The sequence below is a fragment of the Microbacterium sp. NPDC089188 genome (assembly GCF_040685155.1).
Classification (GTDB): Bacteria; Actinomycetota; Actinomycetes; order Actinomycetales; family Microbacteriaceae; genus Microbacterium; species Microbacterium galbum.
In genome coordinates, this window is the sequence record NZ_JBFBHH010000001.1 from 715,589 (window position 1) to 741,110 (window position 25,522).

The following is a 25,522-nucleotide window of genomic DNA, read 5'->3' on the forward strand; positions in this document are numbered from 1 at the left end:
GCGTCACACCGGTGCCGGCACGTGCGCGGCCACGGTGTACGTGTGCACTCCGGATCCGACCTCGAACGTCTCGCCCCCCGGCAGTGCGACGACTCCCGTCGTTCCGGTCGGGACCGCGACGTCCACGTGGAGCTCGCCCTCGTCGACGTGCCACGCGATCGAGGCCCGCCCGTAGGGCGTCTCGTGGGCTGCGCGCGCGAAGGTGAGACCGCCGCCCGGCTGGGGCCGGAAGGCGATCCGGCGGTAGCCGGGGTCGATCGGAGCCAGACCTCCGACGGTGCGGTGGATCCAGTCGGCCACCGCGCCCAGGGCGAAGTGATTGAACGACGTCATCCCGCCCGGGTTCACCGTCCCGTCGGGGAGAAGGCTGTCCCAGCGCTCCCACGTCGTCGTCCCTCCAGAGAGGACCGTGTACATCCACGAGGGGCATTCGCGCTCGAACAGGAGGTCGTACGCGGCGTCGAGATGCCCCGAGTGCGTCAGCGCGTCGGTGATCAGCGGTGTTCCGGCGAAGCCGGTGGCGATCCGGTTCCCTCCCCGGCGCACCAACGTCGCCAACCGCTCTCCCCAACGGGCGACCTCCTCTTCGCCCTCGGCCAGGTCGAACTCGATCGCGAGCGCATAGGCGGTTTGGGCGTCGCTGGTCAGGAGGCCCGAGGCGGCCACGTACTCGCGACGGAACGCTGCCTTCACCTCGGCCGCCAGGCGCGCGTACGTGCGCGCGTCATCGACCTTGTCGAGCACCTCCGCCATCTTCGCGAGATGACGGCTCGACCACGCGAAGTAAGCGGTCGCCACGAGGTAGCGATCCGTGGTGGCGTCTGCGGGGTCGTGCGGCGGTGCCGCCGGGTCGAGCCAGTCGCCCAGCTGGAAACCGGTGTTCCACAACCGATCCGGCCCGGCGAGCCGAGCCACCAGATCCACCCACCTGCGGGCCGAGTCGTACTGCTCCCGAAGGATCTGTGCGTCGCCGAACTGGCGATAAAGGGTCCACGGCGTCAGCACCGCGACGTCGCCCCATGCTGCACCCGGGCGGATCGGCGTCCACTCGTCTCCTCCGGGGATGACGGGGACGTACCAGGGCACCGTCCCGTCGGGGAGCTGCTCGACCGCGACGTCGCGCAGCCACGACCGGAGCATTCCCGAGCAGTCGTAGAGGTATGACGCCGCGGGGGCGAACACCTGCAGGTCGCCGGTCCACCCCAGCCGTTCGTCGCGCTGCGGACAATCCGTGGGGATGTCGACGAAGTTATCGCGCATCGACCATCGGACGTTCTCGTGCAGGCGGTTGAGGAGCGGGTCCGACGACTCGAACCAGCCCGTGCGCTCCATGTCGGTGTGGTAGACCCGCGCGACGACCGCGCCGGGCGCGATCTCGCCCGGCCACCCGTCGATCTCGGCGTAACGGAACCCGTGAATGGTGAAACGAGGTTCCCACTCGAGCGGCGAGCCGTCCGTGATCAGCACATCCGTCGCCGCCGCGCCCCGAAGGGGTCGCGTGTACAACTCGCCGTCCTGGAGGACCTCGGCATGGCGGAGTGTGATCTCCCGCCCGGACTCGGCGTGCACGCGCAGGCGCAGCCGACCGGAGATGTTCTGCCCGAAGTCGAGGATCCAGCCTCCGGACGCGCCCCGGACGACGGAGACGGGAGCGAGCTCCTCGGTGCACCGCACGGGTGCGCCCTCGGGCGCGACGAGCGTTCGATGATCGACCGGGAGCGCCCTCGCGGGCCTCCACGACGGGTCGGCGGCGCCCGCCCATTCGTCCTGCTGCAGACGGGCGTCGTACCGCTCGCCCTCGTAGAGACCGGTGGTGACGATCGGGCTCGCCGCGACCTCCCAGGCGTCATCCGTCGCGACGACGACGCGGCCGCCGTCGGCGTATTCGATCTCCAGCTGGGCGATGAGACCGATGTCGCTGCCGTAGAGGTTCGGGTATCCGCCATGGAAGCCCAGCCGGCCGCGGTACCACCCGTCGGCCAGCCACGACCCCACGGTGTTGCGCCCGGAGACGAGGTGCTCGGTCACGTCGTAGGTGTAGTACCTCAGCCGCTCGCCGTACACGGTCCACCCGGGGGACAACGCGTCGTCGCCGACGCGGACGCCGTTAATCTCGACCTCGTACAGGCCGTGCGCGCTCGCGTACAACCGCGCGCGTGCGATCGGACCGACGAGGTCGAAGGCGCGGCGGACGCGAGGCGGGCGCCGCAGGGCCTCCGCGTCCTCCGCCCAGTCGGGACCCACGACCGACGCGATCCAATCGCCTTCGCGCAGGAGCCCCGCCTCGACGGGGGCGGGTGTCGACCACTCCGACGTCGAACCGTCCTCACCGTGCACGCGCACGCTCACCTCGGCCCGCTCCCGCGACGTCAGTGGGGAGAACGGCCAGGTGACCAGCACGGAGTCGGTGTCGGCGATGAGAGCGGTGGTCTCGACTCGCCCGTCCGCGGACAGAGCGACCTCGTACGCGCGCTGGCGCCATCCGGCGGGAGCCGTGGTCTTCCACGACAGGCGGGGTGCGGCGACACCGATGCCGAGGGCGCGCGGCAGGTGCTCGAACGTGACGGGGGATACCTGGATCATGCGGGGGGATTCTCATCCTGCTGGGGGTGGACCATGGGTTTGAGGGCGGACGGATCGCGGCCCGGCAGCATGAGCGCGTTGTGCACATCGCTGAGCGGATGGACGCTGGTGACGAGCCGGCGCAGATCGATGCGTCCGCTCGCCGCCAGTGCGATGGCGTCCGGATATTGGTGCGCGTAGCGGAACGTCCCGGTGAGGGTGATCTCGCGGGACTGGATGACGTCGAGGGGAACGGACGTCTGCCCGTCGGGCGACATGCCCACGAGAACGGCGCGACCGGCGGGACCGAGGGCGGCCAGCCCCGTGCTGATCGCCGCACCGACGCCTGAGCACTCGATGAGCACCGTGAAGCCCGGGGGGAGCTCGTCGGCACTCACGTCGATGGTGTCGGTCGCGCCCGCCTGCATCGCGGCGACGAGGCGATCGCCGGCCACGTCGCTGACGCTCACGTCGGCACCCGCCGCCCGGGCGACCTGGAGGACGAGGAGTCCGATCGGGCCCGCGCCGCTGACCAGAACGCGGTCCCCCACGGTGACCGACGCCTTGCCGACCGCCCACATCGCCACGGCGAGTGGCTCGATCAGGGCCGCCTCGTCGTCGTCCAGGCTGTCGGGGACATCGTGGGCGAAGTCCGAGTGGGTCACCACATGGGTGGCGAAGGCGCCATCCACCGGTGGCGTCGCGAAGAACCGCACGTCGGGACACAGGTTGTAGCGTCCCGCTCTGCACAGGGCGCACCGCCCGCAGGGAACGCCCGGTTCGAGTGCCACGCGGCTACCGATCCGATTCCGTGGAACGCCCTCTCCCACCTCCACGATGACGCCCGACGCCTCGTGGCCGAGGACCAGGGGCGCCGATACGACGGTGCTGCCGATGCGGCCGTCGCGGTACCAGTGCACATCCGACCCGCAGACGCCGACCGATCGGACTTCGACGAGCACCTCGCTCGCCCCGAGCGGTGCGATCGCGCGCGTCTCCACGACGGTCTTCTCGACCGCCGTCATGACGGCGGCGTGCACGGGCTGCGCCGCGCTCACCCCTTGACCGCCCCGCTCGCGAGGCCCGCCATGATGCGCTGGTTGAGAACGAGATAGATCGCCAGGATGCCGAAGACGTTGATGCAGATGGCGGCGAAGAGCGGACCGTACTGGGTGGCGCCGAACTGCCCCGTGAAGTTGAGCAGGCCCACCTGCACCGTTCGGAGCTGCGAGGAGTTGGTGAACGTCAGGGCGATGAGCAGGTCGTTCCAGAAGAAGAAGAACTGCACCAAGCCGACGGTCACGATCGAGTTACGCGCCATCGGCAGGGCGACCGCGCGGAACGAGCGGAAGATCGATGCGCCGTCCAGCGTCGATGCCTCGAAGACCTCGCGCGGGATGGCTCGGAAGTACGTCGCCATCATGAACACCGTCAGGGGGAGCCCGGTGGCGGTGTAGGTGATGATGAGCGGCCACAGCGAGCCCGTGAGGCCTGCCTGGAAGTACACGGAGAACAGCGGGAGGAGGATCATCTGACCCGGGACCATGATCCCTGCGAGGAAGAGGAGCAGGATGCCGCCTCGCCCTCGGAACACCATGACCTCCAGCACGAATCCGGCGGCGACGCCCAGCACGAGCATGAGGAACAACGCGGGGAAGACCGCGAGCACGCTGTTGAGGAGGTAATGGCCGATGTTGCCGGTCACCCAGGCGTCGGCGTAATTCTGGAAGTTCAGTGCCCGAGGAAGGGCCCAGGTGGGCGCATTGAGGAACTCGTCCTGGCTCTTGAAGGAGTTCATGAGCAGCCAGAGCAGGGGCAGCACCTCGATCGCGACGAGAAGCGCGATGAGGAGCGTTCCGGGAAGACGTCGCAGTGACGCGCGGCGCACCGGCGGGCGGCGACGGTCGCGCTCGACGGAAGTCGGGGTCTGGGGCAAGGTGGCGGTGGACATGGAGATCAGCCCTTCGTGACGTCGCGTCGCGACGACCGGAAGATGAAGACGGTCACGATCAGGCAGAGCATCGTCAGCAGAAGCGCGATGGACGCGCCGTAGCCGTACTCGCCGTAGCTGAACGACGTCTGGAACATGTAGAGGGTCAGCGGCGTGGTGGCCGTGCCCGGCCCGCCGTTGGTCAGCGCGACGATCGAATCGAACACCTTGAGCGTGCCGTTGATGGAGAAGATGATCGACGACAGCAGCACGGGCAGCGACAGGGGCAAGACGATGCTGCGGACGAGACGGAATCCGGTGGCCCCGTCCAGACGGGCGGACTCCATGATGTCGTCGGGGATGTCGAGAAGGCCGGTGTACAGCAGCACCGCATAGAAGCCCATCGAGCGCCAGAGGTCCATGATCACGAGCACGACGATCGCGCTGACCGGGCTTCCGAACCAGTCGATCGACTCGACTCCGAACATGTTCAGGATGCCGTTGACGGGACCGGTCTGCGGTGCGACCTCGAACAGCTTCTGGAACATCAGCGCGACGGCCACGGTCGGGATGATCACGGGGAAGAAGACGAGCGTACGCACGACACTGCCGCGGTTGCGCAGGACGAACACGTAGAACAGCGCCAGGAGATAGCCGAGCAGCACCTGGCCGGCGGTGATGATCACGGCGTACAGAAGCGTGAAGCGGAGCGCCTCGCCCACGCGCGGGTCGCTGAACAGGCGTGCGAGGTTCTCCACGCCCACGTACTCGAAGCCCGAGATCGCATTCCCCTCGAAGAGGGTGTAGCCCAACGACCACACCACGGGGATGAGCATGACGAGGGAGTAGACGACCAGCGCCGGGCCGAGCAGCAGCGCGATCGCCCTCTTATCGCCGAGGACCTTGTGCATAGCGGATGTTCCTTCGCATCGATGGCGGAGGCGAGGACCGTTCGCAACGGCCCTCGCCTCCCCGAGGGTCAGCCCAGGTCTGCCTGGACCAGGCTCATGAAGTCCTGCGGCGAGATGGCGCCCGTGACCAGCTGAGCGGCGTTCTTCTGGCTCGTCTCCGTGGCCTTGGCGTTGAAGAGGGCCTCGAACCACAGAACCGACTCCTGCGTCGATGCGATGCGGTCCTGGACGAGCGCGGTGAGGTCGTCGACCTGCACGTCGCCATTGACCTTGAAGCCGGAGATCGTATCGGCCTCGGAGAGCGACTGCGCACCGTAGTTGTTCGCGATGCACGTCAGCCACTTGCCGGTGTCGTCGGTGTACGCCTTCGCCGACAGGGCCATCGGGAGTCCGACGTTCGCCGGGGTCTGGCTCGAGTCGCCCGCACCGCCTGCGACGTCGGGGAACGGCATGAAGCCGATGTTGTCGGAGCCGATCTGGTTCGCGGACTCGTCGGCGAAGTTCGCCAATGCCCAGCTGCCCATGTAGAAGAAGGCGGCCTTCCCGGTCAGGAAGGTGTTGAAGGCCGTGTCGTAGTCGATCGACCCCACGCCCTGACCGAAGTACCCGTTGGCGCCGAGGTCGGCGACGGCCTGAGCGGCCGCGACGTACTCGGGATCGGTGAGCTTGGCGTCACCGTCAGCGACCTTCTGCAGGGCGTCCGGGCCGAGGTCGCGGAAGATGTAGCCGCTGATCAGGCGGGTGATGGGCCACCCCTGCTCGCCGGAGGCGGAGAAAGGCTGGACGCCTGCGGATTGCAGCTTCGCTGCGCCGGCGGAGAGCTCGTCCCAGGTGCTCGGCACATCGATGCCGTTATCGGCGAGCAGCTGCTTGTTGTACCAGACGCCCTCGATGTTGTACTGGTACGGCAGCACGTTGAATCCGCCGTAGAGCTGCTCGATGGTCGAGATGGCGGCCGGCTCGATCTGGTCGATGACCCCGAGGTCGGTCAAGGTCTTGTCGAGATCGAGGACCTGACCGCCCTGGGCGAGCTCCTTGGTCAAGGCGGGGGCGTTGCCCGCCGCGTACTGCGCCGGAAGGGCGTTCTGGCCGGCGAGGAGCTGCAGCTTCTGGTCCAGCTGCGTCTGCGGCACCGTCTCGACCTGAAGCGGCTGGGCGTCGTTCTCGGCCTTGCACTGGTCGGTGCTCAAGCTGGTGAGCAGCTCGGGAATGGTCGTGTTCTCCTGGTTGACCAGGAACGAGAACGATGTCGCACCCGCCGACCCGCCGCCGGCGCACGCGGTGAGGGCGAGGAGCCCGGCGGCACCGAGCGAGGTGATCGCGACCATGCGGCGCGAGCGCGGGAATGCTGTGGACACTTTTCCTCCTTGAAAATGCGCCTCGATCATTGAAGCGCTTCAAGAGGATTATGCATGGGTGCAGAAGACGCGTCAACTCATTTTTGAAACGCTTCAGTCTCGGAGTGGCGTGGCCCGCTCGCGCCCGACGGTGCTTTCGCGCACGACCAACTCGGGGCGCAGCATCGTGGTGACATGTCGGTGCTCAGCAGGGTCCTCATCGATCTCGGCGAGGAGCAGGCGCAGTCCCTCGCGCCCCATGTCGAGACCCTTCATCTGAACGGATGTGAGCGGGATCATGCCGCCCCAGGCGGCGGAGTTGTGGTCGCACCCCATCACCGCCACGTCTCTCGGCACCTCGACGCCCCGGGCGCCGAAGACCTGGATGATCGCCATCGCCAACAGGTCCGTGACGGCGATGACGCCGTCGAGACTGCCGCGACGGACGTCCTCCACGAGTCCCTCGGCCGCCCGCAACCCTCCCGGCGGATCGAGGTTCTCCGTCGGGACCTCCTGCAGGGTGACGCGCCCGCCCTCCTCGGCGACGGCGCGCCTCACGCCGCGGCGCCGAAGCGCGACGGGCTGCAGATAGTCCCGACCGCCGACGAACGCCAAGCGGGTGCGTCCGTTGTCGATGAGATGTCGCGCCGCGAGGTAGCCGACCTCCTCGTTGTCGACGAGGACCTGGCAGCAGTCGTTGCGCCCCGTATCGAAGTTCAGGACCACGGTCGGCCGACCGTGGGTGCGGATGCGCGCGACGTCCTCTCCGGCGTCCTCCATCGGGGCGAGCAGGATCCCCCCCACTCGAGCTCCGTCGAAGAAGTCGAGATCCGCTCGCTGCTGGTCTGCCCTGTTGTCGCTGTTGGCCATCAGGACGTTCATGCCGAGCTCCGACGCGTACCGCTGTGCGCCGCGCGCGATATCGACGAAGAGCGAGTTGCTGATGTCGATCACGACCAGTCCGATGCTGCGCGATCGCCCCGCGGCGAGTTGCTGGGCGTTCGTGTTGCGCACGAAACCCAGTTGCTCGATCGCCCCCTGCACCCTCTCCAATGTGGCGGGGGCGACCTTGTCGGGGTGGTTCAAGACGTTCGACACGGTGCCCAGCGCCACCCCGGCAGCGCGCGCGACATCCGACATGCTCGGCGTTCGCCTCGTGTGCTGCACCACGCCCCCTTCGACCGCCGTGACTCTGAGATGGATGCTAACCGATCGGCGCGATCGATTTGATGCGCTTCAACGCGGACCGGAGCGCTCGACGCCTCCGTGGCGATCCTCGAGGACAAGCCGCGATATCCGCGCAACCCGCTCGCGTCCCGATCCACGGAGGCCGGCCATCACGGGGCGGACGATCCGCGTCGCCCCGCGACGCGCCCCGCGAGCGGCGCGCGCGGGTGATCCTCGCGAGCGATGCGGAGACGCGGCGTTGACCGGCGAGCGGGCCGCGGTCGCACGGAGGGGCGACGCGTGCGGCGCGATGGTCCGTGAGCGGTGCCTCCCGCACTCGCGCGGCCCGGCAGGGGTGTCACACCGCACGACGGGTCTAACCTGGACGCGCGCTGTGAGTCTCGCGGCGCGCGACACCCGGGAGCACCCATGGCCACCGCCGAGCTTCGTCTCACCCTGCCCGTCGACCGTGCCCGCGACGCCGTCGCGGCGGCTCTCACCGAGCAGGGCTTCACGGTGCAGCCGACCCCGGGCGGATCGCTCGACGTCTCGCGCGGCAGCCTGGGCACGACGCTCGTCGCGGGCGCGTTCGCCGGGCAGGACATGCACGTCCGGTTCGACGTGCACCTCGCCGAGATAGCCGAGGGTGCGCTCGCGTCGTTCGAGCACTCGACCGCCGGCGGGTTCCTTAAGGGTGGGGCGATCGGCGCCGCCAAGGCGGGCGACGTCGTTCGCGAAGCCGCGCATCTCGCGGGCCAGCGCCTCGCGTCTCAGGGGCTTCTCGTCGATGCTGCGGAGGCTGCCCCCACCGGATCGGGGGATGCCGCGGCTCCTTCGCCCGGTGATGCCCCGGCCGCGTGGCCCGCGCCGGTCGCTCCGGCGCCGCCGGCCGCCGAGGGAGAGCCCGCGGCCCCCGCCCCGCTGTACGTCGGAGCGCCCCCGGTACCGCCGAGCGGATATCCCGGTTCCTCCGGGTACCCCGGCTATCCGGGAGCGGCCGCGCCGTCGGATACGCCGTACGCGCCCGGAGCCTCGCCCTCCGGGGCCGGAACGTCGCCATACGCCCCCGACGCGGCATCCGGGACCTCCGAACGCACGAACGGCGTGGCGATCGCCGCGATCATCATGGGCTTCGTGCTGCCGATCGGCGGGATCATCGCCGGGGCCGTCGCCCTCGCCCAGATCAAGCGCACCGGCGAGAAGGGCCGTGGCCTCGCGATCGGCGGGATCATCGCGGGCGGCGTCATCACGGTGCTCTCGATCGTCGCGATCTTCGCGCTCGTGCTCCTCGCGATCTTCGGTGCCGGCGTCGCGTCCTCCTCGAGCGATCCCTTCGAGCTGCCCGCCGAACCGGGAGATGGAGGGGTGACGATCGGCCCGAGCGAGCAGGCGCCCGGTGGTGCGTACACGCTGCCCGTGGGGGCGTGCCTCGACGACATCCCCAGCGGCTTCATCTCGCCCTCCAACCTGGTCGACTGCGCCCAGCCGCACACCTACGAAGTCTTCGGCGGCTTCTTCCTCGCCGACGGCGCCTTCCCCGGTGACGACGCGATCGAGTCGTCGGCTTACGAGGGCTGCGACGCCGTCTACCCCGACTACGTCGGTGTTCCGTGGGAGCAGTCGACGCTCGCGTACACGTACGTCTCGCCGACCGCGGAGACCTGGGCCGAGGGCGACCGCGAGATCTCCTGCATGCTCTACGACCCCGAGGTGGATCAGACCACCGGATCGCTGCGGGGCTCCGCTCGCTGAACGCGTCGTCCGCGGCCCGGCCGCCGCGTCACCGAGACGGAGCGGCGGTCGAGCCGCGGTCGACCAGCTCGAACGGCAGCGTTCCGCGACCGCGGGCCGGCTCGGCGCCCTCGAGCTCGGCGAGCACGGCGTCCGCGGCGCGTTCGCCCTGGCCCCGCGCGAACTGGTCGACCGTGGTCAACCCGAACCAGCGGCCGAGCTCATGTCCGTCGACGCCGATGATCGAGACGTCCTCGGGCACGCGCAGCCCGCGTTCGCGCGCGGCGAGGATCGCGCCGATGGCCATCTCGTCGGATGCCGCGAACACCGCTGTCGGTGCATCGGCGGCCTCGAGGGCGCGCGCTGCTGCCGCCGACCCGCCCTCGATGGTGAAGTCGGCCGGCTCGACGCGGGCGTCGGTGATCCCGGCATCGGCGAGCACCTCCTCGAAGCCGCGTCGACGCAACGACGGCACGGTGGATCCGGCGTCGATGACGGCATCCGCGCCGATGTGCGCGAGGCGGCGGTGCCCCAACTCGAGCAGGTGCGTGGTCGCGAGGCGACCGACGGCCAGGTCGTCGACGGTCAGGGTGGTCAGCAGGGGGTTGGGTCCGGCGATCGCGACGATCGGGACGCCGAGGCCGCGCAGCGACGCCGACTCCTCGGCATCCAGCTCGAGGGCGATCGTGATGACCGCGTCGATCCGGCGGCGGCGCAGGTGGTCGTCGAAGACGCGGCGGCGTTCGGCGGGGTCGGCGCTGACGCTGTAGAGCGTGATGTCGTAGCCCTGGCGCACGAGGGCATCGGAGATGCCCGCCAGCACGGTGCTGAAGAACCACCGGTCGAGGAAGGGCACGACCACTCCGACCGCTCGCGTGCGCCCCGAGGCGAGGCTCGATGCGGCGGCTGACGCCACGTACCCGAGCCTCTCGGCCGCGGCGACCACGCGACCGCGCGCCGCGGCCGAAACGGGGCCGCGCCCGCTCAACGCGCGCGAGACCGTGGCCGTCGACACTCCCGCCGCGCGGGCGACGTCGTCGATGCCGACCACGGTCTCGTGCGTCGTCCGAAACGGTGGATGCCGCGGCTCAGGCCGCCGCGATCCAGACGGTCGTGTCGGCGGGCAGGCGGTCGCCGTCGAGGGGGCCGCTCGCGATCAGCACCTCTCCGGCGGGCAGCTCGACGGCGGCATCGCCCAGGTTCGCGACGACGAGCAGCGACCCGTTGCGGAACGCCACGACGTCGTCCCCGAGACCGTCGACCCACTCGAGGTCGCCGGCGCCGAGGTTGCGGGCGCGGCGCTCGGCGAGAAGCGAGCGGTAGAGCGTGAGCGTCGACGAGGGGTCGTCGACCTGCTGGTCGAACGCGAGGTCCGCCCACTCGGCCGGCTGGGGCAGCCACGACGCACCGGTGTCGTTGAACCCGTATGCCGGCGCATCGGCCGTCCAGGGCAGCGGCACGCGGCATCCGTCGCGGCCGTAGCGCTCGCCGTTCGTGCGGAACCAGGTGGGGTCCTGGCGGGCGTCGTCGGGCAGATCGATGACCTCGGGCAGGCCGAGCTCCTCGCCCTGGTAGAGGTACGACGAGCCGGGCAGTGCGAGCATGAGCGACGTGGCGGCGCGGGCGCGACGCAGGCCCTTCACCGGGTCGGGCTGGCCGGGGGAGGCCGGGCCGATGCCGGCGCCCTGCGGGTTCTCGGCCGTCAGTGCCAGGCGCGAGGCGTGACGCACGACGTCGTGGTTCGACAGCACCCACGTGCTCGGGGCGCCGACGGCGCCGTACTCGTCGAGCGACTCCGTGATGACGTCGCGGAGGGCGGCGGCATCCCACTTCGTCTCGAGGTAGTGGAAGTTGAACGCCTGGTGCATCTCGTCGGGGCGCACCCACAGGGCGGTCTGCTTCACCGTCGGCAACCAGGCTTCGGCGCAGAGGGCACGGTCGCCGTCGTACTCGTCGAGCACCTCGTGCCACTCCCGCCAGACGTCGTGCACACCGGGCTGGCCCCAGTAGGGGACCTCCTCGGCGTCGCCGCCCATGGAACCCGCCTCGGGGTCGGGGCTGTAGTCGGGCAGGCCCTCGGCCTTGATGAGGCCGTGCGCCACGTCGACGCGGAAGCCGTCGACCCCGCGGTCGAGCCAGAACCGCAGCACGTCGCGGAACTCCGCGCGCACCTCCTCGTTGGTCCAGTCGAAGTCGGGCTGGCTCTCGTCGAAGATGTGCAGGTACCACTGGCCGGGCGTGCCGTCGGCCTCGGTCACGCGCTTCCACATGCCGCCGCCGAACACGCTCTCCCAGTTGTTGGGGGGCAGCTCACCGTTCTCACCCTTGCCGTCGCGGAAGATGTACCGCGCGCGCTCCGGGCTGCCGGGCGCAGCCTCGAGCGCCTGCTGGAACCACACGTGCTGATCGCTGGAGTGGTTGGGGACGAGGTCGACGATGACCCGGATGCCACGCTCGTGGGCCCCGGCGAGCATCGCGTCGAAGTCGGCCAGGGTGCCGAAGATCGGGTCGACATCGCGGTAATCGGCGACGTCGTAGCCCGCGTCCTTCTGCGGTGAGGTCTGGAAGGGGCTGAGCCAGATGGCATCCACTCCCAGATCGCGCAGGTCGTCGAGGTGCGCGGTGACACCGGGCAGGTCGCCCAGGCCGTCGCCCGAGGCGTCGGCGAAGGAGCGGGGGTAGATCTGGTAGATGACGGCGGTGCGCCACCACTCGGAGCCCGGGGCCGAGACGAGATCGGCGCGCGCGCCCTCCTGCGTGAAAGTCATGCGCCCCACGTTACTGCAAGCGCTTACAGTCACGTCAACCGCTCCCTCATCGCCGCGTACGCCCGCCCCCCTCCGCCGCGTCGAGTGTCCAGAACACGCCGTGATCGCGCGGGCTGCTGCGGCGTGTTCTGGACACTCGACGGGGGAGAGTGCGGGGGCGGCAGGGGAGAGCCGCGATTAGGCTGAGGCGGTGCCCGACGCCTCCGCCCTCTCCCGCGCTGAATCGCTGATCACCAGCATCCCCGACTACCCGAAGCCGGGCATCGTCTTCCGCGACATCACCCCGCTGCTGACGGATGCCGCAGCCCTGCGGACCGTCGTCGAGGCGCTCATCGAGCCCTTCGCGGGCCGCTTCGACGCTGTCGCGGGGGTCGAGGCGCGCGGGTTCCTGCTCGCCGGCGCCGCCGCGATCGCCGCGAACGTGGGTCTCATGCCGATCCGCAAGGCGGGCAAGCTGCCGCGCCCCGCGGCGACGATGTCGTACGACCTCGAGTACGGCTCGGCGCAGATCGAGATGCACGACGACAACGCCGCGGGCGCGCGCGTCCTGCTTCTCGACGACGTGCTCGCGACCGGCGGAACCCTGCGCGCCGGGCGCGACCTGCTCGAGGCGGTGGGCAGCGAGGTCGTCGGGATCGCGACGCTGCTCGAGATCGACGGCCTCGGTGGCCGCGACGTGCTCGGCGACGACGTGCACGCGGTCTTCCGCGTCTGAACGGCTGCGTTTTGCGCGTCTGAGACGCGGCACGGAGATCCGGCTCACCGCGGCGTCCGACGGTGCCCGCCGACGTTGCGAGGTCACCACGGGTCGACTCCTGGCGCGCCTGCTCGCGGCGCCACCGTCATTCGTGCGCGGCACTCCGCGTGAGAAGGTCGGGGAGCGGCTGCTCGGCATCGGCGACCTCCGTGAACGTCGCGGTCACGTGCGACAGGGGCGGAGCGGTCATGACCTTGGTGATCACGGCGCGCGCGGCCAGACCGAACCGGGTGCGCGGGTAGGCGAAGCGCAGCATCCCGCGGGGGATGCCCTGGATGCGGTCGACGAGCGGTCGCATCCAGGCGTCCATCTGCTCCAGTGCGTCGTCGAGAGCGTCGCGGCCCGGTCGCCCCTCGATCTGCGAGAGGAATGCCGCGAGCACGTAACCGCCGGTCAGCGCGAGCGACGCGCCCCCGCCGCCCATCGGTGTGACGCACCACGCCGCGTCGCCGATGACGCACACACGCCCGCGGTGCCATCCGGGCATGCGGATCTGCGTCAGCTCGTCGATGTAGACGTCGTCGGAGTCGTCGAAGCCGTCGAGCACGCGCGGAGCCTGCCAGCCCGCGTCGGCGTACCGCTCGCGCAGTACGCGCAGGGCCTCCTCGCGATCGCGGGAGGCGAGGTGATCGTCGCCGGCGTAGGCGAGGATCGCCCGGGTGGTGCCGTGGGGGTCGGGACGCAGGTGCACCTGCCGGCCCTCGACGGCGTTGTACCAGCGCCAGCGGTCGTCGTCGTCGGGCGTGCGGGGGATCGTGCCGAACGCCATCGTCACCCCGAGGGGGCGGGCGTCGATCTCGGTCGACGCGAAGAGGAGGTCGCGAGTGCTCGAGCGCACCCCCTCGGCGACCACGAGGAGGTCGGCCTCGAGCCGCCGCCCGTCGTCGATGGTCACGACCACCCGATGCTCGTCGGTCTCATCGACCTCGGCGATCGACGCTCCATAGACGACGGGCGTGCCGACGGGGAGGGCGTCGAGGATCGTGCGCGCGAAGTCGCCGCGCAGCACCTCGAGTTCGGCCGTCGCCCCGTCGGCTCCGTCCGAGGGGAGCTCACCGATGACCTCGCCTCTCGCGTCGACGATCACCGTCCCCGTCTCGGTCGTGTTCTTCGCGCGGATGGCGTCGGTGAGTCCCATGCGCTCCAGCACGTCTCTCGCGACCCCGCGGACGTCGACGTTCTGGCCTCCGTCGCGGAACGACGTCGACTTCTCGATCAGCGTCACCTTCCACCCGATGCGGCGCAGCCACCAGGTTGCGGACAGGCCGGCGATGCTCGCGCCGGAGACAAGGGCATGCGGGGCGGTCATGGGAACTCCTCGAGGTCGGTAGAGAAAGCTTTACGGCAAAGTCACTTGACTGTAAAGTCATTGCGTGACCGGATCCGATGCGCTCTCCACCTCGTGGTCGACAGACGAGGTCGCCGTCATGCACGGCCTGCGTGACTGGTCGCTGGCCTCCGAGGAGCTGCACCGCCACCTCTCGGCGTGGATGGCGCTCCCTGTGACGGATGCCGACGCACTCGGCCGCATCGTGTGGGCTGAGCAGTCGGGGCACCCGCTGTCGCCCGCTGAGCTGGCGCGGCAGATCGGGATGACCTCCGGGGCCGTGTCGGTGCTGATCGACCGCCTCGAACGGGCCGGGCACGTCGAGAGGCACCGTGGGGACGCCGACCGTCGGCGCGTGAACCTGCGTCCGACGTCGGCGGCGAGGGCGGGGACGGCGGATTTCCTGGACGCGGCCGGAACGGAGATCGCCGCCGCCGTGCGCGACACCCCTGCCGAGGAACTGCGTGTGGTGCGCGCGTTCCTGGACCGCATGACCTCGGCGTCGGGGGCCGCGAACACACGATTGCGCGCGGGCTGAGCGCGGCCGTCTCTGCTGCGCCGACCCGCGAGGCTCCGGAGGTGGTTCCGCTCAGCGGCGCAGCACACCCTCGACGGAGTCGCCGAGGCGCAGGCCGTCGCGATCGACCCAGTACCGGCGTTCGAGCCGCAGGCCCGCGACCGACTGCACCGATCTGACGCCGGCGAGGGTGCCGAGGTCGTCGCGCACGAAGCGGGCGAGATCGACGGGCCCGGCGAAGACGCCCGCGAGGCTGACCGGCGCCGAGCCGGTGACGGTCGACAGCAGGCGCACGCTGGGGTGCGCGGCGAGGGTGTCGAGCGCGCCGCGGATGTCGCGCGGCCGGACATCGATGGTGACGACCGCGTTGAGGGGGAAGCCCATGAGGTCGGGCTGGATCTCGATGCGGGGGGAGATGGCCCCGGAGTGGATGAGGAGCCGCATCGCGCGGGCGGCGGTCGTGGGCGAGACGCCGAGCGTGCGCCCCACCTCGGCGGCGGTGACGCGGCCGTTCGCGCCGAGCATCCGCATGGTCTCGAACTCGAGGTCCGACAGCTGCTCGAGGTCGCGGAGCGGTTCGCCGTCGGCCACGGAGGAGTGCTTCTCGAGCTCCGCGGTGCGCGCAGCGTCGAGTCGGCGGTACCGCCACGATTGTCCGACCTTCGCGGGCTCCAGGATCATCCGGCTGTCGATGGCGCGCACCCCGGGGATGGAGGGGATCGTCGAGGTCAGCAGATCGTGGGGGTCCGACCCGCGCAGCGGGAACAGGTTGGCGTAGATGTCGGCCGCGCCGCTGGTGCGCAGCACGAACTGCACGTCCGGAATGCGCAAGAGCTCGCTCACGACGGCCTCGGAGTGCCCGGGGGTGGAGGTGACCCACAGCTCGAACGGGTTGCTCGAGGTGATCAGCTCCCAGGCGAACCGACCGACGACCCGGAGAAGGCGTTCGTCCTGCAGGCGCGCGAGGCGCCGGGACGCGGTACTGGTGGGGATGCCGAGGATGTCGGCCAGTGCGGCCGTGGGGACGCGGGGGGCGATGTGCAGGGCCGCGACGATGTCGAGATCGGTCTCGTCGAGCTGGGGTCGGACCGCGCGCGCGTCTGATCGGTGCACGGTCTCAACCTATCTCAGCCGCTTCTCGCTGGCCGGAACGCGAATATCCCATTCGAGGAAACATCGACGACACATTTGCCCATCATGCTTGCCTCCAAGTTTGTTTATTCCTACAGTTGCCTGCATCGATGACGCAGGTGTCGTCGAGGGCCAGGAGGATCGCATGGACGAGCAGCAACCGTGGCAGTGGGACGAGAGCGTGTGGCGCGGCCACGTGGAGCACGTCCGGGCGGGGCGCCGGCTCGTGCACGACGACCCCGCACAGCGATGGCCGTCGGGCGCGCGGGTCGCCGTGCTGCTGTCGTTCGACTCCGACCACGAGTCGATCCCCCTCCGCGACGGGGAGACGTCACCGGGTCGGATGGCGCAGGGCGAGTTCGGCGCACGGTTCGCGGTGCCCCGGATCCTCGACCTGCTCGCCCGGTACGAGGCGCCCTCGTCGTTCTACATGCCCGCGGTCTGCGCTCTGCTGCGGCCGGACGAGGCGCCGTCCTACGTCGCGGGCGGTCACGAAGTCGCCGTGCACGGCTGGATCCACGAGCGCAACACCGCACTCGGCCACGACGACGAGCTCGAGCTCGTCAGCCGGTGCCTCGATGTCTTCGAGCGGCAGATCGGACATCGCCCGACCGGCATCCGGACCCCGTCGTGGGACTTCTCGGGGTCGACGCTCGCCGTCATCCGCGAGCTCGGGTTCGTGTACGACTCCTCGCTGATGGCGGATGCCGACCCCTACGAGCTGCTGGAGCACGGCGAGCGCACCGGGGTCGTCGAGATCCCGGTCGAGTGGATCCGTGACGACGCCCCGTACTTGATGATGGACCGATTCGGCGGCCTCCGTCCCCACATGCCGCCCCGCAGCCTCCTGCAGATCTGGATCGACGAGTTCGACGCGGCGCGCGAGGAGGGCGGGGTCTTCCAGCTGACCATGCACCCGCACATCATCGGGCACCGCTCGCGCCTGCGGATCCTCGATGAGCTGCTCCGTCACATCCGCTCGTTCGACGACGTGTGGATCGGCACCCACGCCGACCTGGCCGCCCACGTGCGCCCCCTCCTCTGACCCGCACCGCCTCGAGAGAGAATGCAGATGACCTCCACCGCACCCGAGACCGTCCACGCGACGAAGCTCAGCAAGAAGGGCAAGAAGGCGATCGTCGCCGGCTCGATCGGCAACGCCGTCGAGTTCGTCGACTGGGCCGTCTACTCGACGTTCTCGTCGATCTTCGCCCACCACTTCTTCCCCGCGGGCAACGACGTCGCGGCCCTGCTGTCGACGCTCGCCATCTTCGCCGTCGGCTTCATCATGCGTCCCATCGGCGCCGCGGTCATGGGGACGTACGCCGACCGTTTCGGCCGCAAGAAGGGCCTGCTCTTCACCATCACCCTGATGGCGGTCGCCACCCTCGTGATCGGCCTCGCTCCGACCTACGAACAGGTCGGCATCTTCGCGCCGCTGCTGCTCGTGCTCGCCCGCCTCGCCCAGGGCTTCGCCGCGGGCGGGGAGTTCGGCTCGGCGTCGGCGTTCCTCGTCGAATCCGCTGCTCCCCAACGGCGTGGATTCGCCGGATCGTGGCAGCAGGTCTCGGTCGCCGCGGGAGTACTCATCGCGTCGGCGCTCGGTTTCACGATCACGACCGCGCTGCCGCCGGAAGCGGTCGACAGCTGGGGCTGGCGCGCCGCCTTCATCTTCGCCGCCTCGCTCGGATTCGTCGGGCTGTGGCTGCGGCGGGGCATCGAGGAGACGCAGTCGTTCGCGACCGGCCGGGAGCGCGTCGACGGCTCCGCGAAGCCCGCCCGCCACAACGCCTTCGTGCGCATGTTCCGCGACCACCCCAAGGCCACTCTGCGCGTCTTCGGCATCACCATCGCCGGCACCCTGCTCTACTACATGTGGGTCAACTTCATGCCCACCTACGCGGCGGTCACCACGGGCATCCCGCTGAACCAGGCACTGCTGGCGAACGTCATCGCGATGATCATCTTCATCGTGCTGCTGCCCTTCGGGGGTCTGCTCTCCGACAAGATCGGTCGCAAGCCCACCATGGCGGCCTTCGCGGGCGGCTTCCTCATCTTCGCGTGGCCCGCCTTCCAGCTGATCGGCGGGGGATTCTGGGCGCTGCTGGCCGTGGAGATCATCGGCATCGTGCTGCTGGTCGGCTACTCGGCGAACTGCGCGGTGATCATGGCGGAGCAGTTCCCGCCCGAGGTGCGCGCGACGGGCATCGGCCTCCCGTACGCCCTCGCGGTCGCCTGCTTCGGCGGCACCGCGCCGTACATCACCACGTGGATGAATACGAACGGCTACGGCGGATGGGTCTGGCTCTACGCGTCCATCGCCGCGGCGATCGGCCTCGCGGTGTACCTCACCATGCCCGAGACCAAGGGCAAGGAGCTGGACTGATGCGTCACGTCCTCGTGACCGGGGCGGGGTCGGGGATCGGCCGCGAGATCGCCCTCGCCTTCGCACGACGCGGCGAGGCGCTCACCGTCGCCGACCTGCACGCCGAGCCCCTCGCCGAAACGGCCGCCCTGGCCCTCGACGCGGGCGCGCCGAGCTGCGCCACGACGACGGTCGACCTCCGCCAGGCCGACGCCCCCGCCGACCTGATGCGCACGGCGTGGTCGACCGCGCCCGTCGACGTGCTCGTCTCCAGCGCGGGCGTGTACCCCGCGACGCCCTTCCTCGACCTCGACGCGCACACCTGGGACCGCGTGCTCGACGTGAACACGCGGGCGCCCGTGCTGCTCACCGTGGCTCTCGCGCGCCGCGCCATCGAGGCCGGGCGTCCGGCATCCGTCGTCAACATCTCTTCCGGAGCGGCGCTGCGCGCTCGACCGGGAGCGGCGCCGTACTCGACGTCGAAGGCGGCGCTGGAGGCCGCGACCCGGGCCTCGGCCCTCGAACTCGGGCCCCATGGCATCCGGGTCAACGCCGTCTCGCCGGGGTTCGTCACCGTCGATTCGCGCGTGAATCCCGTCACAGACGAGTACGCCGCCGCTGTCGGCGACACGCCTCTCGGTCGCCGGGGGACGCCCGCCGACATCGCCCGCGCCGTCGTCTGGCTCGCGGGTGGAGAAGCCGAATGGATCACCGGGGAGGTGCTGCGCGTCGACGGCGGATCGTCGACCGGCGCGTGGCACCTCCCGCAACACTGGGCCGCCACCGGCCAGGGAGAGCACGAATGACCTCGAATTACACGATCATCGGCGCGGGAGCCATCGGCGGCACCCTCGCGGTGCACCTGCATCGGGCCGGGGCGGAGGTACGCCTGATCGACACGGATGCCGAGCACATCGCCGCCGTGCGCGAGCGCGGCCTGCGCATCGAGCACCCCGGTGGGGCGTTCACGGCGCGCCTGCCGATCTCGACCCCCGAGGAGGCTCCCGACGAGCTCGGCGCGGTGCTCCTCGCCGTCAAGGCGCAGGCCACCGACGCCGTCGCCGAGTGGATCGCGCCGCGTCTCGCCCCCGACGGGTGGGTCGCGTCGATGCAGAACGGTTTGAACGAGGCCACCATCGCCCGGCACATCGGCGTCGACCGCACGGTCGCCGCCTTCGTCGACCTGTTCGCCGACGTCGTCGAGCCCGGTGTGGTGCGCGACGGCGGCATCGGCGACATCGCGCTGGGCGAGCACGCCGGCGGGTCCAGTGACCGCGTCCGCGCACTCGCCCACGATCTGCGCGAGTGGGGCACGCCGATCGTCTCCGACAACGTGCCCGGATTCCTGTGGTCGAAGCTGGGATTCGGCGCGATGCTCGTGGCATCCGCCCTCGCCGACGACGACATGGGCGACCTGATCGACCGCCACCGCGCGGGCCTGCACGCCCTCGTGCGGGAAGTGCTGGAGGTCGCGGTCGCCGAGGGGATCCACCTCGAGGGGTTCGACGCCTTCGTCCCCTACGACTACCTCGGCGAGGCGAGCGCCGCCGACGCCGCGACCGACGGGCTCGTGGCCTGGCTCGCCCGCCAGACGAAGAAGCGCTCGGGGATCTGGCGCGACATCGCCGTGCGCGGTCGACGCACCGAGGTTCCGACGCAGTACGCGCCGGTGCTGGAAGCGGCCGAACGCCGGGGGATCCCGGCCCCGCTCACGCGGTGGCTGGTGTCGCGCATCGAGCAGCTCGAGACGCACGCCATCGCGATGGACGAGGCGCACCTCGACGAGCTCGACCGGATGGTGACGGCATGAGCGCGCTGGTCACGGCCGCCGAGGCCGCGCGCGAGGCGCTCATCGCCGACCTGACGGCGTACACGCAGCAGGAGACCCCCTCGGACGACCTCGACGCCCTCGCGGAGGGACTCGCGTGGGTGCGCGCCTTCGTGACGCGTCACCTCGGCGCCCCCGACGCGGAGCGCGTGATCGACGCCGCTCCCCACGGCGATGTCGCCGTGCTCGACTGGGCGGCGACGGGCGGCGGCGCGGGGTCCGTCGCGATCCTCTGCCACTACGACACCGTGTGGCCCCTCGGCACCCTCGCCGAGTGGCCCGTCACGGTCGACGGCGACCGGCTCACCGGCCCCGGCGTCTTCGACATGAAGGCGGGTCTCGTCCAGGCGACGCACGCGATCGCGATCGCCCGCGCTCAGGGACTGCCGCTGCCCGCCATCCGTCTCGTGCTCAACGGCGACGAGGAGATCGGTTCGCTCGGCTCCCGCCCGCACATCGAGGAGGCCGTCACGGGCCGCGACGCCGTGCTGGTCTTCGAGGCGAGCGCCCGCGGCGCGCTCAAGACGGCGCGCAAGGGCGTGGGGATCTTCCGCGTCACGACGCACGGCGTCGAGGGCCACGCGGGGCTCGACCCGGAGCGGGGGGTCAGCGCCATCGACGAGATGGCCCGCGTCGTGCTCGCCTTGCACGCGCTCGCGGACCTCGGTGCCGGGACGAGCGTCAATGTCGGCACCGTCGCGGGTGGGTCCCGCTCCAACGTCACCGCCGGTCGCGCCGACGCCCTCGTCGATGTGCGCGTGACCGACGTGGCCGAGAGCGAGCGGATCGATGCCGCGCTCGCCGCCCTCGAGCCCCACCGCGCGGAGGCGACGCTGGACATCGCCGGCGGGTGGAACCGACCGGTCATGCCGCGGAGCGCATCGACGGTGGCGCTGTTCCGCATCGCGGAGGCGGTGTCGGCGGAGCAGGGATGGGCGGTCGAGGAGATCTCGGTCGGCGGCGCCAGCGACGGCAACTTCGCCGCCGCTCTGGGGCTGCCGGTGCTCGACGGCCTCGGCGCCGTCGGCGACGGCGCGCACGCGCGTCACGAGTGGATCTCCATCGACGGCATGGTGCAGCGCACGGCGCTCGCGGCCGGCATCCTCGTGCGCCTGGGCGGAGGGGATGCCGCGTGACCGGCATCGTCGAGCCGATGAGGCTGCGCGAGCTGACGCTGCGCAACCGCATCTGGATCGCCCCGATGTGCCAGTACTCGGTCGATGCGTACGACGGCATCCCCACCGAGTGGCACCGGGTGCACTACGGCGCGCTCGCCGCGGGCGGCACCGGTCTGCTCGTGGTCGAAGCGACGGCGGTCGTCCCCGAGGGGCGCATCACCCGCCAGGACACCGGGCTGTGGAACGAGGCGCAGGTCGAGGCGTGGCGCGGCATCGTCGCGTTCGCCCACGCGCAGGGCGCGGCGATCGGCGTGCAGCTGAACCACGCCGGCGCCAAGGCGAGCACCTTCGCAGGCTTCGGCCGCGACGGCGACGAGCGGGGCTCCGTCCCCGTCGAGCAGGGTGGCTGGCAGACGGTGTCGGCCTCGGACGCGCCGGTCATGGGTCTGGCGGCGCCGCGCCCGGCCACGACCGCCGAGCTCGAAGCCGTCGCCGAGGCATTCGTGGCCGCCGCGCGCCGTGCGGACGACGCGGGCTTCGACGTGGTCGAGGTGCACGCGGCCCACGGCTATCTGCTTCACCAGCTGCTGTCGCCGCTGTCGAACCGTCGCGACGATCGCTACGGAGGCGACCTCGCCGGCCGGGCGACCCTGTTGCTCGACATCGTCCGTCGCATCCGGGCGGAGCTGCCGACGGTGCCGATCATCGTGCGGTTGTCGGCGACCGACTGGGTCGAGGGGGGTCTCACCCCCGACGATGCCGCCACCGTCGCGGGGTGGGCGGTCGAGGCGGGAGCGGATGCCGTGGACGCCTCATCCGGAGGGCTCGTGCTCGCCGACATCCCCGTCGGGCCGGGCTATCAGGCGCACCTCGCCGAGCGCATCGCCCGGGAGGGTGTCGTCGCCTCGGCCGTCGGTCTGATCGAGACGGCGCAGCAGGCGGAGGAGGTCGTGCAGCGCGGCGTCGCCGCGGTGCGTATCGGGCGCGCGGCCCTGCGCGACCCGAGCACGCCTCTGCGCTGGGCGCGTGAACTCGGCGCGACCGTCGATTGGATCCCGCCGCAGCGCCTTCGGGCGTACTGAACGCGGGCAGGCGCGGCCGCGACGGTCGTCCGGTATCGGCGCCCTCAGCCCAGGACGCTCGCGCCCAGCTCCACCGGGCTGCCCTCGATGTTGCCGACGATCCCCCGGATGACACCCGTCCCGTCCTCGCGGCGCAGGCCCTCGTACCAGGCCTGCGTCGCATCGACGTCGAAGGCGTGCGTCTCGAACGCCCGCTTCCGGGCGCGCAGCACGAGGTCGCCCGCGCGCTCGGTGCGGATGCGCTCATAGCGCTTCAGCGAGTCCTCGACGCCCAGGGTCGAGGTGGCGAAGACGATGCCGAGGGCGAAGCTGTCCTCCAGGGCCGAGCAGGCGCCCTGGCCGATGTCGGGCGCGGTGTTGTGCGCGGCGTCGCCGAGAATCGCGACCCTCCCGCGCACCCAGGTGTCGAAGGGGTCGATGTCCCAGATCTCCACGCGGTTGAGCGACTCGTCGGGGTCGATGCCGTCGAGCAGGGCCCGCACACCGGGGGCGCCCCACGCGCCGAACGCCTCCTCGAGCGCGGCCATGCGGTCCTCGAGCACCCCCGAGGGCCCCGGCACGTCGACGAAGAAGTAGAAGCGGTCGCCCGCGACGGGCATCACCGCGCACCGTTTTCCGTCGCCCACGTACGTCGTCCACTGGTCGAGCGGTCCGATGCGCTCGTCCGCGGCGACCAGACCGTTGTAGTTGACGTATCCGGAGTAGGACCGCTCGGGACGGATGCCGGTGGGCTCCGTCACGTAGTCCCGCACGATCGAGCGCGCCCCGTCGGCGCCGATGAGCAGGTCGGCGGTGTCGGTCGACCCGTCGGCGAAGGTCGCGGTGACGGTCTCGCCGTCGTCGGCCACGGCGACCAGCTGCATACCGAGGCGGATGTTCGCCGGGCCGACGGCATCCATCATCAGGGCCTGCAGGTCGGCGCGGGCGACGGGATAGGGGCGCTGGCCCGTCTGCGCGGTCACGGGGGCGAGGCTGAAGCGGCAGAGCTCGTCGCCGGTGTGGCCGTCGTAGTAGGCCATGTCGTCCATCCGCCCGCCGAGGGCGGCGACCTGCGGACCGAGGCCGAGCCAGTTGAGCACCTTCACGCCGTTCGACCACAGCGACAGGGCGGCTCCCACCGGGCGGTTCTCGCGCATGCGGTCGTAGACCACGACCTCGTGGCCGAGCTTCTGCAGGGCGAGGGCGGCCGAGGTTCCGCCGACACCCGCGCCGATGACGATGACCTTCATGACTCTCCTCAGCTGCCGCGGTAGGTCGAGTAGGCGAACGGGCTCAGCAGTAACGGCACGTGCAGATGAGCCTCACCGGCGACGGTGAACGCGACCACCGCCACGGGGTGGAACGACGCGACGCCGCGCCCGCGGAAGTAGGCCCCCGTACCGAACGTCAACGCGTAGTCGCCGTCGTCGAGCCGGTCGGGGCCGAGGGCGAGGCGACCGTCGGTGTCGGTGGTCGCGGAGTCGATCGTCGCGCCGTCGAGGTGGGCCAGCGTGACGGTGACGCCGGCCGCGGGGGTGCCGGCCGTGGCATCCAGGATGTGGGTGGTCAGGTGCGTCATCGCAAGACTCCTCGGGCGGCTCGTGCGGGGGTGAGGGCGCTGCGGGTCACTCCGCGTCCTCCGGTTCGGCGGGCGCGTCGTCGGCGAACGTGGTTCGCAGGCGCAGCAGGGCGATCTCGGCGAGCTGTCGCGTCGCCTCGATCGTCTCGGCCGCCGGGTCGTTCGTCAGCCGACGCTCGAGCTCGGCCCGCATCTCGCCCGGCGTGCGTCCGGCGGCGCGGATGAGGAAGACACGGCCGAAACGCCCCTCGTACGCGGCGTTCCCTGCGGCGATGGCCGCCACGTCGTCGTCGGCGGCGGATGCCATGGATCCCTGCTCGCGACGGGATGCCGCGGCCTCGGCCCCCTCGCCCGACACCTTCGCGCCGATGCGGGGGTGCGCGTGCAGGGCGGTGGCGAGGTCGTCGGGCGACCACGCCGACGCGAGGTCCGCGGCGTAGGCCGCGAGGGCGTCGACGTCGGCGTACGGCCGGCCGTCGACGATGGCGTCGACCCATCCGGGGACGTCGGCCCACACGCGGACCACGGCCGAGGCCTCCGCGTCGTCGAGGGCGTGGAAGTGGCGCAGGAGCATGCGGGCCAGGCTAGGCGGGCCGCGTTACGGGGCTGTGGCGCGATGTGTCGGCGATGTTGCTGTGGGGAACATTTCGGGCGTGTGCGGCGTCACGAGAACAGGGGATGCCACCGGAACAGGCCAATTCGGCGGATTCCGGCCTGTTCTCGTGCCGGCGCCTGTTCTCATGACGTGGCGGGTGCGCGGCGGGAACCGCCGGTGACGATCGCGCGCGTCAGGCGTGCACGATCAGCCAGTGCGCCACGGCATCCGTCCCGCCGGTGTTGTGCAGACGGTGGGGGACCGAACAGGGATAGCTGATCGCGTCGCCGGCGCGCAGGATGACGCGCTCGGCCTCGAAGTCGATGGTGAGCTCGCCTGCGACGACGGTGCCGACCTCGTATCCCTCGTGGTGGAAGAGGCCGTCGGCGCCGTGCGCGGAGGCCCCGGGCGGGTAGATCGACTCGAAGTAGTCGACGCCGGGGGAGGAGCCCGGGGTCAGGCGACGGAACGAGACGCCGCTGTCGAGCACGATGTCGGGCGATTGCCCCGCGCGCTGCAGGGTGAAGCCCGAGGGCCCGACGGGATCGACGGGACGATCGGATGCCGGATCGAACGCCGCGACGAGCGGCACGCCGAGGGCGTCGGTGATGGCGATGAGCCGCGAGACGCTCGGCTGCATCACGCCGCGCTCGATCTGCGAGACGGCGCTGGGGGAGATGCCGAGGGTCGCGGCCAGCGCGCGTGCGGAGATGCCGCGGGCCTGACGGAGGTCGCGGATGCGCGCCCCGACGGATGCCGACGGCTCGGCCGCCACGGCCGCGTCGTGTTCGACGGCGTCGGCGAGGGGCGGCTGCGTCATGCCCCGAGTCTAGGCAGC

Annotated in this window: 23 protein-coding genes; 9 read left to right on the forward strand and 14 right to left on the reverse strand. The window is 70.9% G+C overall.

Annotation, left to right across the window (positions count from 1 at the left end):
* Window positions 1-3: 3 nt before the first annotated feature.
* From AB0N80_RS03310 to AB0N80_RS03335, 6 genes are all read right to left on the reverse strand, one after another.
* A complete protein-coding gene (locus AB0N80_RS03310) occupies window positions 4-2,583 on the reverse strand; it encodes a glycoside hydrolase family 78 protein (RefSeq protein ID WP_363577540.1) in 2,580 nt (859 codons plus the stop codon).
* Window positions 2,580-3,620 carry an NAD(P)-dependent alcohol dehydrogenase gene (locus tag AB0N80_RS03315; RefSeq protein WP_363577542.1) on the reverse strand — a complete coding sequence of 347 codons (1,041 nt, stop codon included), beginning with the start codon at window positions 3,618-3,620 and terminating at the stop codon, window positions 2,580-2,582. The genes AB0N80_RS03310 and AB0N80_RS03315 overlap by 4 nt, the downstream gene beginning before the upstream one ends.
* Window positions 3,617-4,513, reverse strand: coding sequence for a carbohydrate ABC transporter permease (locus AB0N80_RS03320; protein WP_315993935.1), 897 nt, complete (start codon window positions 4,511-4,513; stop codon window positions 3,617-3,619). Before AB0N80_RS03320 ends, AB0N80_RS03315 begins: the two co-directional genes overlap by 4 nt.
* Before the next feature lie 5 nt (window positions 4,514-4,518).
* A complete protein-coding gene (locus tag AB0N80_RS03325; RefSeq protein ID WP_315993934.1) occupies window positions 4,519-5,403 on the reverse strand; it encodes a sugar ABC transporter permease in 885 nt (294 codons plus the stop codon).
* A 68-nt stretch (window positions 5,404-5,471) separates the two neighbouring features.
* Window positions 5,472-6,761 (reverse strand): extracellular solute-binding protein, encoded by a 1,290-nt coding sequence (locus AB0N80_RS03330; protein WP_363577545.1) that lies wholly within the window; start codon window positions 6,759-6,761, stop codon window positions 5,472-5,474.
* 93 nt (window positions 6,762-6,854) lie between these two features.
* Window positions 6,855-7,880: a LacI family DNA-binding transcriptional regulator gene (locus AB0N80_RS03335; RefSeq protein ID WP_315993932.1), complete on the reverse strand. Its 1,026-nt coding sequence runs from the start codon at window positions 7,878-7,880 to the stop codon at window positions 6,855-6,857.
* Between the two features lie 456 nt (window positions 7,881-8,336).
* Between AB0N80_RS03335 and AB0N80_RS03340 the strand changes: the two genes are divergently transcribed.
* Window positions 8,337-9,659 (forward strand): septum formation family protein, encoded by a 1,323-nt coding sequence (locus tag AB0N80_RS03340; protein ID WP_363577547.1) that lies wholly within the window; start codon window positions 8,337-8,339, stop codon window positions 9,657-9,659.
* 28 nt (window positions 9,660-9,687) lie between these two features.
* On the opposite strand, the gene AB0N80_RS03345 is transcribed toward AB0N80_RS03340, so the two are convergent.
* Both AB0N80_RS03345 and AB0N80_RS03350 read right to left on the reverse strand, forming a co-directional pair.
* On the reverse strand, window positions 9,688-10,689 hold the full coding sequence (locus tag AB0N80_RS03345) for a LacI family DNA-binding transcriptional regulator (RefSeq protein ID WP_363577549.1): 1,002 nt from the start codon (window positions 10,687-10,689) through the stop codon (window positions 9,688-9,690).
* Between the two features lie 37 nt (window positions 10,690-10,726).
* Complete coding sequence (locus AB0N80_RS03350) at window positions 10,727-12,406, reverse strand: glycoside hydrolase family 13 protein (protein ID WP_315993929.1); 1,680 nt, start codon at window positions 12,404-12,406, stop codon at window positions 10,727-10,729.
* Between the two features lie 190 nt (window positions 12,407-12,596).
* On the opposite strand from AB0N80_RS03350, the gene AB0N80_RS03355 reads away from it, so the two are divergent.
* Window positions 12,597-13,121, forward strand: a complete 525-nt coding sequence (locus AB0N80_RS03355) for an adenine phosphoribosyltransferase (protein WP_315993928.1) — start codon at window positions 12,597-12,599, stop codon at window positions 13,119-13,121.
* A 127-nt stretch (window positions 13,122-13,248) separates the two neighbouring features.
* Here the strand turns inward: AB0N80_RS03355 and AB0N80_RS03360 are convergent, their stop codons facing one another.
* The gene (locus AB0N80_RS03360; protein WP_363577552.1) at window positions 13,249-14,472 is read right to left on the reverse strand and encodes an FAD-dependent monooxygenase; all 1,224 of its coding nucleotides are present in this window, start codon (window positions 14,470-14,472) and stop codon (window positions 13,249-13,251) included.
* A gap of 64 nt (window positions 14,473-14,536) precedes the next feature.
* Here AB0N80_RS03360 and AB0N80_RS03365 point away from each other — a divergent pair, with 64 nt between their 5' ends.
* The gene (locus AB0N80_RS03365; protein WP_315993926.1) at window positions 14,537-15,028 is read left to right on the forward strand and encodes a MarR family transcriptional regulator; all 492 of its coding nucleotides are present in this window, start codon (window positions 14,537-14,539) and stop codon (window positions 15,026-15,028) included.
* Between the two features lie 51 nt (window positions 15,029-15,079).
* On the opposite strand, the gene AB0N80_RS03370 is transcribed toward AB0N80_RS03365, so the two are convergent.
* Window positions 15,080-16,120, reverse strand: coding sequence for an Lrp/AsnC family transcriptional regulator (locus AB0N80_RS03370; RefSeq protein WP_363577554.1), 1,041 nt, complete (start codon window positions 16,118-16,120; stop codon window positions 15,080-15,082).
* A gap of 163 nt (window positions 16,121-16,283) precedes the next feature.
* On the opposite strand from AB0N80_RS03370, the gene AB0N80_RS03375 reads away from it, so the two are divergent.
* The 6 genes from AB0N80_RS03375 to AB0N80_RS03400 are packed head-to-tail and all read left to right on the forward strand — an operon-like array spanning window position 16,284 to window position 22,531.
* Window positions 16,284-17,183, forward strand: coding sequence for a polysaccharide deacetylase (locus AB0N80_RS03375; protein WP_315993924.1), 900 nt, complete (start codon window positions 16,284-16,286; stop codon window positions 17,181-17,183).
* 27 nt (window positions 17,184-17,210) lie between these two features.
* A complete protein-coding gene (locus AB0N80_RS03380; protein ID WP_315993923.1) occupies window positions 17,211-18,524 on the forward strand; it encodes an MFS transporter in 1,314 nt (437 codons plus the stop codon).
* Complete coding sequence (locus tag AB0N80_RS03385) at window positions 18,524-19,309, forward strand: SDR family oxidoreductase (RefSeq protein WP_363577556.1); 786 nt, start codon at window positions 18,524-18,526, stop codon at window positions 19,307-19,309. Before AB0N80_RS03380 ends, AB0N80_RS03385 begins: the two co-directional genes overlap by 1 nt.
* Window positions 19,306-20,313: a 2-dehydropantoate 2-reductase gene (locus AB0N80_RS03390; protein WP_315993921.1), complete on the forward strand. Its 1,008-nt coding sequence runs from the start codon at window positions 19,306-19,308 to the stop codon at window positions 20,311-20,313. The genes AB0N80_RS03385 and AB0N80_RS03390 overlap by 4 nt, the downstream gene beginning before the upstream one ends.
* Window positions 20,310-21,467, forward strand: coding sequence for a M20 family metallopeptidase (locus AB0N80_RS03395; RefSeq protein ID WP_363577559.1), 1,158 nt, complete (start codon window positions 20,310-20,312; stop codon window positions 21,465-21,467). The genes AB0N80_RS03390 and AB0N80_RS03395 overlap by 4 nt, the downstream gene beginning before the upstream one ends.
* Window positions 21,464-22,531: an oxidoreductase gene (locus AB0N80_RS03400; protein WP_363387858.1), complete on the forward strand. Its 1,068-nt coding sequence runs from the start codon at window positions 21,464-21,466 to the stop codon at window positions 22,529-22,531. Before AB0N80_RS03395 ends, AB0N80_RS03400 begins: the two co-directional genes overlap by 4 nt.
* Window positions 22,532-22,575: 44 nt before the next feature.
* On the opposite strand, the gene hpxO is transcribed toward AB0N80_RS03400, so the two are convergent.
* The 4 genes from hpxO to AB0N80_RS03420 form a co-directional block, all read right to left on the reverse strand.
* Window positions 22,576-23,760, reverse strand: a complete 1,185-nt coding sequence (gene hpxO / locus AB0N80_RS03405; protein ID WP_363387855.1) for an FAD-dependent urate hydroxylase HpxO — start codon at window positions 23,758-23,760, stop codon at window positions 22,576-22,578.
* 8 nt (window positions 23,761-23,768) lie between these two features.
* Entirely contained in the window at window positions 23,769-24,089 is a 321-nt protein-coding gene (uraH, locus tag AB0N80_RS03410) for a hydroxyisourate hydrolase (RefSeq protein ID WP_363577561.1), read from the reverse strand.
* A gap of 46 nt (window positions 24,090-24,135) precedes the next feature.
* The gene (gene uraD, locus AB0N80_RS03415; protein ID WP_363577563.1) at window positions 24,136-24,663 is read right to left on the reverse strand and encodes a 2-oxo-4-hydroxy-4-carboxy-5-ureidoimidazoline decarboxylase; all 528 of its coding nucleotides are present in this window, start codon (window positions 24,661-24,663) and stop codon (window positions 24,136-24,138) included.
* A 214-nt stretch (window positions 24,664-24,877) separates the two neighbouring features.
* The gene (locus AB0N80_RS03420) at window positions 24,878-25,504 is read right to left on the reverse strand and encodes an XRE family transcriptional regulator (protein ID WP_315993915.1); all 627 of its coding nucleotides are present in this window, start codon (window positions 25,502-25,504) and stop codon (window positions 24,878-24,880) included.
* Window positions 25,505-25,522 lie beyond the last annotated feature (18 nt).

Bases quoted from the DNA above. Each gene is read 5' to 3' on its own strand.
- AB0N80_RS03325 (WP_315993934.1), bottom strand. From the start codon at position 5,403: ATGCACAAGGTCCTCGGCGATAAGAGGGCGATCGCGCTGCTGCTCGGC.
- AB0N80_RS03375 (WP_315993924.1), top strand. From the start codon at position 16,284: ATGGACGAGCAGCAACCGTGGCAGTGGGACGAGAGCGTGTGGCGCGGC.
- AB0N80_RS03380 (WP_315993923.1), top strand. From the start codon at position 17,211: ATGACCTCCACCGCACCCGAGACCGTCCACGCGACGAAGCTCAGCAAG.
- AB0N80_RS03310 (WP_363577540.1), bottom strand. From the start codon at position 2,583: ATGATCCAGGTATCCCCCGTCACGTTCGAGCACCTGCCGCGCGCCCTC.
- hpxO (WP_363387855.1), bottom strand. From the start codon at position 23,760: ATGAAGGTCATCGTCATCGGCGCGGGTGTCGGCGGAACCTCGGCCGCC.
- AB0N80_RS03390 (WP_315993921.1), top strand. From the start codon at position 19,306: ATGACCTCGAATTACACGATCATCGGCGCGGGAGCCATCGGCGGCACC.
- AB0N80_RS03350 (WP_315993929.1), bottom strand. From the start codon at position 12,406: ATGACTTTCACGCAGGAGGGCGCGCGCGCCGATCTCGTCTCGGCCCCG.
- AB0N80_RS03360 (WP_363577552.1), bottom strand. From the start codon at position 14,472: ATGACCGCCCCGCATGCCCTTGTCTCCGGCGCGAGCATCGCCGGCCTG.
- AB0N80_RS03385 (WP_363577556.1), top strand. From the start codon at position 18,524: ATGCGTCACGTCCTCGTGACCGGGGCGGGGTCGGGGATCGGCCGCGAG.
- AB0N80_RS03340 (WP_363577547.1), top strand. From the start codon at position 8,337: ATGGCCACCGCCGAGCTTCGTCTCACCCTGCCCGTCGACCGTGCCCGC.
- AB0N80_RS03395 (WP_363577559.1), top strand. From the start codon at position 20,310: ATGAGCGCGCTGGTCACGGCCGCCGAGGCCGCGCGCGAGGCGCTCATC.
- AB0N80_RS03335 (WP_315993932.1), bottom strand. From the start codon at position 7,880: ATGTCGGATGTCGCGCGCGCTGCCGGGGTGGCGCTGGGCACCGTGTCG.
- AB0N80_RS03420 (WP_315993915.1), bottom strand. From the start codon at position 25,504: ATGACGCAGCCGCCCCTCGCCGACGCCGTCGAACACGACGCGGCCGTG.
- uraH (WP_363577561.1), bottom strand. From the start codon at position 24,089: ATGACGCACCTGACCACCCACATCCTGGATGCCACGGCCGGCACCCCC.
- AB0N80_RS03320 (WP_315993935.1), bottom strand. From the start codon at position 4,513: ATGTCCACCGCCACCTTGCCCCAGACCCCGACTTCCGTCGAGCGCGAC.
- uraD (WP_363577563.1), bottom strand. From the start codon at position 24,663: ATGCTCCTGCGCCACTTCCACGCCCTCGACGACGCGGAGGCCTCGGCC.